A 12,872-nucleotide genomic window follows, 5' to 3' on the forward strand; every position below is an offset into this window, starting at 1 on the left:
AGACCAAAGTATGATTATGTTTAATTTTTATCAGATCAAATCAACATTAAGGAGTGATGTTAATGAAAAATGATATGACCCTATTTGAGGATTACCAAATCCGCCGTGTATATGATGAAGAGGCTGAAATCTGGTGGTTTTCGGTAATTGATATCATACAAGTGCTGACTCAACAGGCTGATTATCAAACCGCCAGAAAATATTGGAACAAACTAAAACAACGACTTACTAAGGAGGGAAGTCAGTCGGTGACAGATTGTCACCGACTGAAACTTCCTGCAGCGGATGGCAAAAAATATCTAACCGATGTTGCTACTGCTGAAACCTTGTTGCGCCTAGTGCAATCTGTACCCAGTCCCAAGGCCGAGCCTATAAAGCTTTGGTTGGCTAAGGTGGGTTATGAACGCATGCAAGAAATGGCAGACCCTTCCCGCTCGCTTGACCGAGCTCGGGAGACTTGGCAAAAGCATGGTCGCAGTGAAAAATGGATTCAGCAGCGTATGACAGGGCAAGAGACCCGTAATAAATTAACTGATTATTGGGCTGATCACGATATCAAACAAGGTGAAGAATTTGCCATTCTCACCAAGAATGGGCAGATACCAGTATCAAGGCGCATAAAAACCTTAAAGGTCTGAAAAGCCAGAATCTGCGTGATCACATGAGTGAGGCGGAGTTAATTTTTACTGCTCTTGCAGAATTATCCACTCGACAGATTGCCGAAACCGAAGAGGCCACAGGGATGGATGAAAACAAAACTGCAGCCCTGGCGGGTGGTTCTATTGCCAAAAATGCCCGAAAGGATCTGGAAGCTAAAACAGGAAAAAAGGTGATTACCTCCGATAACTACCTGCCACCTTCAAAAAATAAACGCATTAAGAAAGATGACGGTGACACAGAGTAATGACCACTTTTGTCAGCCACCCCCCAAGCCCAACAACTGGTGTGTGTTAACTATACCGACATAAAACAATGGTTATTTGATTGATAAACACCATAAAACGCTGACATAGAGCAAAACCTGTCAAATAACTTTACCTGTGTAAAACGACAGGGTTGTGGGGTAAGAAAAAGCACGGCACAGTGGAAGCAAGCCGGATAAACCAGAGCAAAATAGATAAAAATAAAAGGGACAGACAATGGAACAGTTCTCACCATCAGACATGAAAACCATATTGCACTCCAAGCGTGCCAATATGTATTACCTCGAATATTGCCGAGTCATGCAAAAAGATGGTCGTGTGCTGTACCTTACCGAGGCGCAGAAAGAAAACCAGTATTTTAATATCCCCATTGCCAATACCACGGTGATTTTGCTTGGCAACGGCACGTCGATCACCCAAGCCGCCATGCGTATGCTTGCTCAAGCTGGTGTGTTAGTTGGGTTTTGTGGTGGCGGTGGCACGCCTCTGTATATGGCGTGCGAAGTAGAATGGTTTACCCCGCAAAGCGAATATCGACCTACCGAATACCTTCATGGTTGGTTGCAATTTTGGTTTGATAACGACAAACGCCTTGATGCAGCGAAAACTTTCCAGAAAGCGCGTCTTGATTACCTTGAACGTACTTGGACAAAAGACAAAGACTTAAAAGGCGAAGGCTTCGCCCTGCAAGATGTGGTATTACAATCGTCTTTCGAGACTTTTCATAACCGAACCGATGCCGCGACGAAACAATCCGATTTATTACTGACCGAAGCGCAACTCACCAAATCCCTTTACAAGTACGCCGCTAATGCCGTACGCATTGAGGATTTCAAACGTCAGCATGACTCAAGCGACAAAGCCAACGACTTTCTAAACCATGGTAACTATCTCGCCTACGGCTTAGCCGCTTGTTGTTTGTGGGTGCTCGGCATTCCTCATGGTTTTGCCGTTATGCATGGCAAAACGCGTCGTGGGGCCTTGGTATTTGATGTGGCTGATTTGATCAAAGACGCCATCGTTTTGCCTTGGGCATTTGTCTGCGCTAAAGAAAACGCCACAGAACAAGAATTTCGCCAGCAAATTCTACAAAAATTCACTGACCATAAAGCCTTAGATTTTATGTTTGATACGGTCAAAAACATGGCATTAAACCTTGGTGATTTATCAAGTAAGCAAAATGACGAGGGTGCCGAACTATGATGGTGACCTTTGTCAGCCAGTGCGAAAAAAACTCTCTCAAAAAGACACGTCGAGTTTTAGATGCCTTTGCTAATCGCATTGGCGATAACACATGGCAAACCCTGATTACCGAGGACGGGCTACTCACCGTTAAAAAAATGCTGCGTAAAACCGCCAGCAAAAACACCGCTGTGAGTTGTCACTGGATTCGTAGCCGTGCCAGAAGTGAATTGTTGTGGATAGTGGGAAATCGATTGAAATTTAACGAGCAGGGCATTGTGCCGGTTAATACAACACGTAGAAATTTACTAAAAAGCGAAATAGAAAACGATTGGTATTATTTGCCATTGATTAAAGCATTAACAAGCTTAGCAGCGCTTTTACACGACTGGGGGAAGGCGACTAAGCTCTTTCAGGAAAAGCTATCGCCAAAGAGCAAAAATAAGTTCAAAGGTGACCCAATCCGACACGAATGGATCTCGCTCTTATTGCTGCGCGCTTTTGTCCAAACAACCAATAGCGCAACGGATGACGAATGGTTGGAAAAGCTTAACCAAGGGAATATTGACGAAGCGCAACTAAAGATACTGATTCAAAGCTCAGCATTAACCCCCTTGGCAAACCTACCGCCGATTGCCCAACTGGTCGCGTGGTTAATTGTTTCTCATCATCGCTTACCGTCTTTATCAAAAGATCAATCAAGGGACTACAAGGGCGAAAAAGCAGAATCCATGAACGCCATGTTGCAACGTATTTCCCAACAATGGGGCTACGAAAATCGCCAAGACGAAGCAGAGTATCAAAAGCGTTTAAAAGGTTGTTTTAGTTTTCCAAATGGACTGTTAAGTAACTCTAGTCAATGGCTGAAAAACATAAAACGTTGGTCCAAGCATCTCATCGAAAATAAAACCTATGCGCTGCAAAGTATCGAAAATGGCAGTTATCGCTTGGTATTGAATCATGCTCGTTTGTGTTTAATGTTGGGTGATCATTATTACTCTTCCCAAGACGCCGCTAAAGGCTGGAAAGACACCACAGGGTTGTTTGCCAATACAGACAAAACCACTCAAACATTCAAGCAAAAATTGGATGAACATCTCGTTGGCGTTGCAAGCCATGCGGCCAAAATTGCCCACTTGCTCCCTGCTTTTGAAAAAGAGCCGCCTATTGCCGAAGATATTCAGGCGTTACGAAAACCCAGCCCTAAAGGGTTCCAGTGGCAAGATAAGGCAGTCAACAAAATAACGGAATACTACCGAAGCATTGAACCCAATAAGCTCAAACAAGGTTTTTTTGCCGTCAATATGGCCAGCACAGGCTGTGGCAAAACCTTTGCCAACGCGAAAGTCATGCGAGCCTTATCTTTGGATCAGAAAAGCTTACGTTTTGTATTGGCGTTAGGGTTACGTACCTTAACGATACAAACAGGCCGAGAGTATCGAGAACGAGTTGGATTAGACGACAGCGAATTGGCCGTACTGATCGGTTCTAAAGCGGTCATGGAATTAGATCAGAGAAACCATGCGCTCAGCCAAGATCAAGAAAACCATGAGAGCCGAGGCTCAGAGTCACAAGAGTCGCTGTTAAACGAAGACATAGACTTTGATTGTGCCATTCCAGAGCATACATTAACGACCGTGTTGACCAAGCAACGAGACAAACAGTTTCTTTATGCGCCCGTGCTTGCCTGTACGATAGATCATCTTATGTCGGCCACGGAAACCAAGCGGGGCGGACGTTACATACTACCGACCTTACGCCTTATGTCCTCAGATCTCGTGATCGATGAAATTGACGACTTCACCGGAGACGATTTAATCGCTATCGGTCGATTGATCCACTTAGCGGGCATGTTAGGACGAAAGGTCATGATTTCTTCCGCCACGATTCCGCCTCATATGGCTGAAGGCTACTTTAAAGCCTATCGGGATGGTTGGCGTTTATATTGCAAAACACGTGACGCTAGCCCTGTTATCGGCTGCGCTTGGGTTGATGAATTCGCTACCAATGTGCATAGCAATAGTGCAGAAAACCTCGAAGACGCCATTCCCGTTTACCGAGAACATCATGCAGGTTTCATTAAAAAACGGGTAGAAAAGTTAACCAAGCAGCCAGCAAAACGCAAAGCAGATATTGCCTCTTGCCAAGCCATTATTGAGCAATATAAGACGCAAAAACAGCACGATGTGGAGGTTGTTGAGAACAAGCAAACAGCCTACTTTGATAGTATTTTTCAACAAGCATGGTTTAAGCATAAAGCCCATTCTTTTAAAGACCCAGAAACTCAGATAAAAGTGTCTTTTGGCGTGGTTCGTATGGCGAACATCTCGCCTTGCGTCGCTCTGACCAAATATCTACTCGCTAAAGCATTACCCAATAATACCGAAGTGCGTGTCATGGCTTATCACAGCCAACAAGTCATGCTGCTGCGTTCTGAGCAAGAGCATCATCTAGATGTTGTGCTAAAACGCAAAGAAAAACCGGGCGAATTACCGGATGCTTTAAAAAATCCGGTCATTAGAAAACACTTGAATCGGGTACAACAAAACCAACCAGAAGTGAATAATGTGCTCTTTATTCTAGTCGCGACGCCAGTCGAAGAAGTAGGGCGAGATCATGATTTCGATTGGGCGGTGATTGAGCCTTCTTCCTATCGCGCTATTATTCAGCTGGCAGGGCGTGTAAAACGTCACCGAGAAGGCGAAGTGGATCAAGCTAATGTTGCCCTGATGCAATACAACTGGAAGGGCATTCGTGATGCGCAGCAAGAAGGTCAAAAGGTGTTTAACCGTCCAGGCTTTGAGGAAAACATTACCCTTAAACATCATAACCTTGATGCTCTGCTTGATGTTCAACAAATTGGCAAACGTCTGGATGCGATACCAAGGATTCAGCAGCCTGACCACTTAACCGCCAAATACATGCGCAGTTTAATAGAAACCGATAGCTTGTCGGAACTCGAACACATTGCCACTTGGCGATGGTTGGCAAACTATAAAAGCACAGGCAATGATGCCCAGACAGGCCCTCATACCTTACAGGGTTGGTTGAATCATCATTGGTTTTTGACCGCCTTGCCGCAAGTGCTGACACCATTTCGTCAAAGCCAAGCCAGCGTAAATACCTATCTGGTATTTAGTGAACCGCACCAAGCGAGCTTCTTCTGCGAGAAAGACGAAGAAGGCCATGCGATTAATCGAGAAGCCATACTCAATATTCGACGAGAATCGTTAGACGGTTCATCCATGGCAAGGCTTTGGCTAACACGCAACTTTGATCAAAGTTGTGCTGAGTTAGCGGTAGAAAAAGAGTTAAGCCAGAGAATTGCTTCTATGCGTTATGGAGAGCTGAACTTTCCTCATGACGAGAAAAAGCATTATGTCTACAACGACCAATTGGGATTGGTCAAAATTTAATGGAGGGAGAATATGCAGGATTCAGCGATAGACGCTTTCTTTGAAGAAAGAAAAGCCGCTTGGCTAAAGAAAAACCTGAGCACATCCATGTCAGAACTGGAAGTCAAAGAGAAAGAGCACGAATGCGATAGCGTGTTTGCGCTAAAAAACTGGTTGCCGAATGCGGCAAAAAGAGCAGGGCAAATGTCTATCTCGACACACCCTTGTACTTTTAGTCACCCAAGTGCTCGTAAAAATAAAAATGGCTATGCCAGCGCCGTCATTGCGTCGAGCGAATCAAAAAATGATGGTTTTTTACGAACAGGCAATGTCGCCGTGGCGGCGGATGCCCTTGGTAATGCTGCCGCTCTTGACGTGTACAAGTTTCTAACACTCATCACCGACGATGGACAAAGCGTGCTACAACATTTGGAGCAAGATTCAGAGTTAGCACAAGTCTTACTTACCTTGCCAAATGTCGACGAAGAACACAGTTATCAGGCATTAAAACAAGGCTTTTTAGCCATGTCGGCCACCGATGATGAGGTGATTACCAGCTCCAAAATCAAACAAGTCTACTTTCCTGTGTCAAAACAGCAAGGCGAAACGGACTATCATCAGTTATCGTTATTAACCGCATCAGGGATTGTCTTCGAGCTGCGTCAGCGTCTCGATAACATGCGTTTTGGTGAGGAAATAAAAGCAGCGCGAACTAAGAAAAAAGACGGTGAATACCACAGTGGTTTTCGTGAAATATACGATTTAACCACCATCGGCTACGGCGGTACTAAACCGCAAAATATCAGCGTATTGAATAATCAAAATGGGGGTAAGGCGCATCTATTAATGTCTGTGCCTCCGACGATAAAAAATCGTCATACGCATTTCCCCAAAGTCGATTTTTTTCAGCAAAGTGTGAATTACTTCCAATGTAAAGAACAGTTTCAGCAACTGCATTCACTCTATAAACACAACGAGAACAACATGCATGTTCGGGCGGATCGAGACGAACTGTATCAACAGATTATTGATCACCTTATTGAAAAAATGTGGCAAGTAAGAGCGATAGCAAGCGAGCAGTACATAGAAACAGCAAGCCAGCTAAGCAAAGCGCAAACCACTTGGTTGTGTGAACACACCAAAATGCTAAGAGAAACCACAGACGATTGGCTAGATGAAATCGTCGCATCGATTACCACTTACTTATTCTATGGCTACGAAAAAATGCTTGGTAAAAAAGCCATCAAATTAGGTAACGCGGAGTATCGCCAGATGGAAAAAGTAGCCGCAAATAACAAGGAGGCGCTGCGATGAGTGGAGAAATCAAGAAGCTATTAATTATCCCGCACTTGCGCGTACACAACGCCAATGCCTTATCCAGCCCATTTACCATAGGCTTTCCCGCTATGACCGCATGGCTTGGGGCCGTTCACGCACTGCAACGACAACTTAATGGAAGGCAGTTTAATGGGAAAAGCATGTCAGTCGATTTTATCTCGACAGGTGTTGTCTGCCATGAACTTAATCTGCAAACCCACAAAGGTGAAAATGACTTCGTCCACTCCATTATTGGTACGGGCAACCCGCTGGATAAAACAGGCGCGAGATCGTCTTTTATCGAAGAGGCTCGTTGCCACCTTGATGTCAGCTTGGTCATTCAGTTCGACAAGATTAGCATTGACGAACAAGAAGGCTTTCTTGCCGCCGTCACCCAGTTGCTTAACGCTCACATGAAAATAGCGGGTGGCGACATACAAGGCTTTAAGAAACCATTTTGCCTTGTGTGTGAAGAAGGTAATGATGAAGACATGAACAAAGTAAAGCGTGCCTTGATGCCGGGTTATGTCTTGATTGAACGGCGAGAACTGATGGTAGACGCCATGGAAAATGGAGTAGATGCCATCGAAGCGCTTATTGATTATTTAGCGATTCACCACTCTTGTGATCGTCTAATAGACGAGGAAAACAAAGAAACCATCGAATGGCGTAGACATCGCAAACTGGTCAATGACAAACCCGCAGGGTGGCTTGTTCCCATCGCGACAGGCTTTTATGCCATTAGCGAGCTAGGCGAAGCGAAAAACCAGCGAGACCCAGACGTGCCACACCGTTTCGCGGAAAGCATGGTCACCTTAGGGGAGTTCAAAATGCCCCATCGACTGAAAAGAATAGAAGACATGTTATGGCGTTATCACACAGAGGGCGATTCATACCTTTGTCATCAAACGTCTCATGCACATTTATCATCGGCAGCATTGGTTGCCGATGAAGACGACGATTCAGAATTTTAATCAAACCACTCAAAAAGGATATTTAACATGGCTAAAAATGATAACAACACGGCTTCCGTATTGGCATTTGAGAAAAAACTAGTACTAAGCGATGGCTACATGTATGGCGCAACCTGGGCTGATCGTAGTCAAATCTCGCCGTTAGCATTAAAGGAAAAATCGGTACGAGGCACTATTTCTAATCGATTAAAAGCAGCGGTTAAAAATGATCCTGCCAAGCTCAATGCCGAAGTGGAAAAAGCTAACCTACAACGAGTGGATGTATGTTCATTGGATCTAGACCAAGACACATTGAACTTACAATTCAGTGTAAAAGTGCTGGGTGGCATCGCCAAACCATCGGCTTGTAACAATGCGAATTTTAAGAAAAGTTATAGCGAAGCGGCCAATGCTTATATAGAAAAGCACGGATTCAACGAATTGGCGCGTCGCTACGCCACGAACATCGCCAATGCTCGTTTCTTATGGCGTAACCGTGTTGGCGCTGAAAAAATTGAAGTGAATGTCATCGCAAAAAATAGCACAGTAAATGAGTCATGGACATTTGATGCCACTCAAATCAGCACTCGTCATTTTGACACCCAAGACGCAAAAATCGATCAACTTGCCAACGTCATTGCCCAAGCCTTAGCCAGTGAAGATGACTTTATCTTGCTGGAAATTAGCTGCTTTGCACTGATGGGCCGCGCTCAAGAAGTGTACCCAAGTGAAGAGCTAGTCTTGGATAAAGGCAAAGGCCAAAAGAGCAAAATTCTATATCACGTGAATGATGTAGCGGCAATGCACTCTCAAAAACTGGGCAATGCTTTGCGTACCATCGATACTTGGTATCCTGAGCATAATGATCCAGAACTGTCCGTTGGCCCTATCGCCGTTGAGCCTTACGGCGCCGTCACCAACCTTGGTAAAGCCTTCCGTACACCAAAAGACAAACAAGACTTTTATACCTTCTTTGATGGATGGGCTCGCGGTGAAACATTAAACCGACCAGAAGATGAGCACTACGTCATGGCAACATTGGTTCGTGGTGGTGTATTCGGAGAGAGCGATAAATAAGGAGCAGGTTATGAAGCATTACATAGACATAACCTTGCTACCTAGTGACGACATCGGCGTTCACTTTTTGTGGTCCAAGCTCATGATGCAAGTGCACCTTGCTCTCGTGGAAATTCAAGATGACCAAAAGCAAGTGCCTGTTGCCGTGAGCTTTCCCAAATACCAAACAAGTGGAAATGAAAAACTCGGTTTTGTTGGCAACAAGCTTAGACTGTTTGCGAATGATAAAAACGACCTTGAGCGTTTGAATCTTGGGAAATGGCTAAACCGTCTTGAAGACTATGTTCACATAAAAAGCATTGCTGAGGTACCGAGTGACGTCGTGGGCTATGAGTCGTTTAACCGTCGCCGTAAATCAGGCGCGCCTGATAAACACATAAAACGCCGCATGCAACGCCACAACGAAACACTGGAGCAAGCGGCAGAATTTTTTAAAGGTTATAACATGGCAAGAGAAGATAAAGCCTTACCCTTTATCAGAATGAAAAGCCTACACAGCGACAATGAGTTTTGTATGAGTATCATTCGAAAAGAGGCCGTACCATCGAACAGTAGTGTCATGTTCAATACTTATGGGTTAAGTGCAAAAGGTGTTTTACCTAAGTTTTAACCAATAAAATTTGCTCTTTAAAAATATACTTTAAAAACAGCAAGTTACAATATGCAGAAAAAACATAGGTAAAAACGCTTATTTTTGCCTAACTGCATGTTGTAACTTATTTTTTTGCGAATAAACTATAGTTTGCCGCCGAGCACGCGGCTTAGAAATTCAAAGGAGATAGAAGAGGCGGTATGAACGCGTTTGCCGCCGAGCACGCGGCTTAGAAATATCTATGGTAATGACCTCTCTACTAACATTCGTTTGCCGCCGAGCACGCGGCTTAGAAATTACTGGTTTCTCTCGTATGGCTACGCCTATCGTTTGCCGCCGAGCACGCGGCTTAGAAAGCTACTGCTATGCAACTTAAAAATCTCGAAGCGTTTGCCGCCGAGCACGCGGCTTAGAAATATTATGGACAATCTCCGTATGGAAACTTTCTGTTTGCCGCCGAGCACGCGGCTTAGAAATCATGAAAAAGCCTTAAATCATGGTAATGCGCGTTTGCCGCCGAGCACGCGGCTTAGAAAGTAAGGGCGCAAGTCGCACTCATAAAAAAAATGTTTGCCGCCGAGCACGCGGCTTAGAAATATGACTTTAAAACTTGACGGCAACGGCCTACGTTTGCCGCCGAGCACGCGGCTTAGAAAATAAAGTGCCTCGTAATTAACAAGCAGCTTTGGTTTGCCGCCGAGCACGCGGCTTAGAAACTCCTGCGGTAATTCCAAAATCTGAGGCGTCCGGTTTGCCGCCGAGCACGCGGCTTAGAAATTGAAGATCATCATCCAGATGTTGTGTTTATAGTTTGCCGCCGAGCACGCGGCTTAGAAAGAGACCGATAACATTTAATTACCGATTTATTAGTTTGCCGCCGAGCACGCGGCTTAGAAATTCTGCTCTTCGTAAACGCTTTGGTAATGATCGTTTGCCGCCGAGCACGCGGCTTAGAAACTACGGAAAAAATAAAAAGAACAGCTCAAGAAGTTTGCCGCCGAGCACGCGGCTTAGAAACACAACACGCCCACAACACGCCCACAGTATCTGTTTGCCGCCGAGCACGCGGCTTAGAAAGACGCCAGCACTTTAGAGTATCTTGGAGAGGTGTTTGCCGCCGAGCACGCGGCTTAGAAATCCCAAAATGCGGGTAATATATATCTTGTGGTGTTTGCCGCCGAGCACGCGGCTTAGAAATACTCCACTACAAAGAAAGCCGCCGCAATGATGTTTGCCGCCGAGCACGCGGCTTAGAAAATAGAAAGCACCTCCTCGGCAACGGTTCCAACGTTTGCCGCCGAGCACGCGGCTTAGAAAATATAACACCAAAAGAAATTGTAGAAGAAAAAGTTTGCCGCCGAGCACGCGGCTTAGAAAGTTAAGTACCCACACAGCACCAGCTAAGCCAAGTTTGCCGCCGAGCACGCGGCTTAGAAATATCACGATTACGATAGATGGTAATGTTGGCGGTTTGCCGCCGAGCACGCGGCTTAGAAATGACGCGTCTAGCGCTCTAACTCGTGCCATTAGTTTGCCGCCGAGCACGCGGCTTAGAAAAAGGCTTAGCACGTAAGCGCCAAACTCTTTAAGTTTGCCGCCGAGCACGCGGCTTAGAAAAAGCAGCCCAATCCAGTCTATGTTTGACTCTGGTTTGCCGCCGAGCACGCGGCTTAGAAATACCGCCCCAGTAGCTGACAAGCTTGATCCAAGTTTGCCGCCGAGCACGCGGCTTAGAAAGAGCGTGTGCAGTCTATCGCAGTGAGTTATGAGTTTGCCGCCGAGCACGCGGCTTAGAAATCAAAGCCCGACAAAGAAATTGAACAAATCAAGTTTGCCGCCGAGCACGCGGCTTAGAAAGCCCAACACCATAAAGTTTTAGTTCTTCACTCGTTTGCCGCCGAGCACGCGGCTTAGAAATCTTTGTATCCGTCGACCAAGTCGCCAGTAACGTTTGCCGCCGAGCACGCGGCTTAGAAACAGCAAACTAAAAACGGCGGTTGAATGGGCCCGGTTTGCCGCCGAGCACGCGGCTTAGAAACAATGGAAAGTGCAATAGTGCTTGGTAATGATGTTTGCCGCCGAGCACGCGGCTTAGAAATGAATGGAAAGACCGCAAGAGTGATTGGCTTTGTTTGCCGCCGAGCACGCGGCTTAGAAAGTCTTCACCGTCTTCACCGTGTTCTTGTTCAGGTTTGCCGCCGAGCACGCGGCTTAGAAAGCCTACGGTATTTGTGCCGCCCGTATTCGTGGGTTTGCCGCCGAGCACGCGGCTTAGAAATACGTCCGCCGCTTCCTCAACAATCACGTCTAGTTTGCCGCCGAGCACGCGGCTTAGAAAGCATACAGCGAGGAAGTCAAACCTTTAGAATGGTTTGCCGCCGAGCACGCGGCTTAGAAAATGATCTAAAGCGAGAGAATGCAGTTTGCAACGTTTGCCGCCGAGCACGCGGCTTAGAAATATTCAAGACCCCAACGCTTCCGCTGCAAAATGTTTGCCGCCGAGCACGCGGCTTAGAAAGTTAGACGGTGCGGTGTAATTACCGAACACCGGTTTGCCGCCGAGCACGCGGCTTAGAAAAAAAGCAGTTTGATGTTTTTCGTGAAAACCTAGTTTGCCGCCGAGCACGCGGCTTAGAAAATATTTACGAGCGCGGCGCCATACTTTGCCCGGTTTGCCGCCGAGCACGCGGCTTAGAAAGAAGCAGTGCAGGAACCTAGCAAGTGTAAATGGTTTGCCGCCGAGCACGCGGCTTAGAAATTTTAGCGTTCTTTTTCTTTTCCGATCCTTGAGTTTGCCGCCGAGCACGCGGCTTAGAAATGTAGGCGTCTTTGCTGCCAAGAAAATGATGTGTTTGCCGCCGAGCACGCGGCTTAGAAAGTCTAGTGTTATTGTTGGTTTATAGATGGCTTGTTTGCCGCCGAGCACGCGGCTTAGAAATTGTTAAAGTCGGCTTGCAGTATGTCGCGATAGTTTGCCGCCGAGCACGCGGCTTAGAAATTTTTAGTGTTTTTTTGATTGTTTTGCAATTTGTTTGCCGCCGAGCACGCGGCTTAGAAAAATAGCCGCCCCAATTGAGCCATAATCCGTACGTTTGCCGCCGAGCACGCGGCTTAGAAAAAGCGACAACAACCCAACCAGCGAATATGTAAGTTTGCCGCCGAGCACGCGGCTTAGAAAAACAACAAAATCATTCTTATCATCGTTCCACGGTTTGCCGCCGAGCACGCGGCTTAGAAATGTATGTCGTTTTACATAGTGCTGATCATTCGGTTTGCCGCCGAGCACGCGGCTTAGAAAGTTCGAAATTCTGTAAAACTGCAATGGTTTTAGTTTGCCGCCGAGCACGCGGCTTAGAAAATTGACGTGTTTTTCCATGTCGTCATAAGGGTGTTTGCCGCCGAGCACGCGGCTTAGAAATTAATGAGTATTATT

Annotated in this window: 8 protein-coding genes and 1 CRISPR repeat array (1 of these 9 only partly in view); all 8 genes read left to right on the forward strand. The window is 46.0% G+C overall.

Annotated features, from left to right (window positions below; all coding sequences use genetic code 11):
- Positions 1 to 62 precede the first annotated feature (62 nt).
- Complete coding sequence (locus tag B6N13_RS17425) at positions 63 to 638, forward strand: BRO family protein (RefSeq protein WP_211172917.1); 576 nt, start codon at positions 63 to 65, stop codon at positions 636 to 638.
- A gap of 23 nt (positions 639 to 661) precedes the next feature.
- Positions 662 to 904 carry a hypothetical protein gene (locus B6N13_RS23220; RefSeq protein ID WP_211172918.1) on the forward strand — a complete coding sequence of 81 codons (243 nt, stop codon included), beginning with the start codon at positions 662 to 664 and terminating at the stop codon, positions 902 to 904.
- Between the two features lie 235 nt (positions 905 to 1,139).
- A complete protein-coding gene (gene cas1f / locus B6N13_RS17430; RefSeq protein WP_169460115.1) occupies positions 1,140 to 2,126 on the forward strand; it encodes a type I-F CRISPR-associated endonuclease Cas1f in 987 nt (328 codons plus the stop codon).
- Positions 2,123 to 5,521: a type I-F CRISPR-associated helicase Cas3f gene (cas3f, locus tag B6N13_RS17435; RefSeq protein ID WP_169460116.1), complete on the forward strand. Its 3,399-nt coding sequence runs from the start codon at positions 2,123 to 2,125 to the stop codon at positions 5,519 to 5,521. The genes cas1f and cas3f overlap by 4 nt, the downstream gene beginning before the upstream one ends.
- Before the next feature lie 12 nt (positions 5,522 to 5,533).
- Positions 5,534 to 6,814: a type I-F CRISPR-associated protein Csy1 gene (gene csy1, locus B6N13_RS17440; RefSeq protein WP_169460117.1), complete on the forward strand. Its 1,281-nt coding sequence runs from the start codon at positions 5,534 to 5,536 to the stop codon at positions 6,812 to 6,814.
- On the forward strand, positions 6,811 to 7,791 hold the full coding sequence (csy2, locus tag B6N13_RS17445; protein ID WP_169460118.1) for a type I-F CRISPR-associated protein Csy2: 981 nt from the start codon (positions 6,811 to 6,813) through the stop codon (positions 7,789 to 7,791). Before csy1 ends, csy2 begins: the two co-directional genes overlap by 4 nt.
- A 27-nt stretch (positions 7,792 to 7,818) precedes the next feature.
- Positions 7,819 to 8,847, forward strand: a complete 1,029-nt coding sequence (gene csy3, locus B6N13_RS17450; RefSeq protein WP_169460119.1) for a type I-F CRISPR-associated protein Csy3 — start codon at positions 7,819 to 7,821, stop codon at positions 8,845 to 8,847.
- A 10-nt stretch (positions 8,848 to 8,857) separates the two neighbouring features.
- The gene (gene cas6f, locus B6N13_RS17455; protein WP_169460120.1) at positions 8,858 to 9,457 is read left to right on the forward strand and encodes a type I-F CRISPR-associated endoribonuclease Cas6/Csy4; all 600 of its coding nucleotides are present in this window, start codon (positions 8,858 to 8,860) and stop codon (positions 9,455 to 9,457) included.
- Between the two features lie 130 nt (positions 9,458 to 9,587).
- Positions 9,588 to 12,872: a CRISPR direct-repeat array (repeat unit 28 nt; unit sequence GTTTGCCGCCGAGCACGCGGCTTAGAAA) (it continues 3,044 nt past the right edge of the window).

Origin of the sequence: Marinomonas sp. UCMA 3892 (assembly GCF_012726345.1) — a bacterium.
Classification (GTDB): Bacteria; Pseudomonadota; Gammaproteobacteria; order Pseudomonadales; family Marinomonadaceae; genus Marinomonas.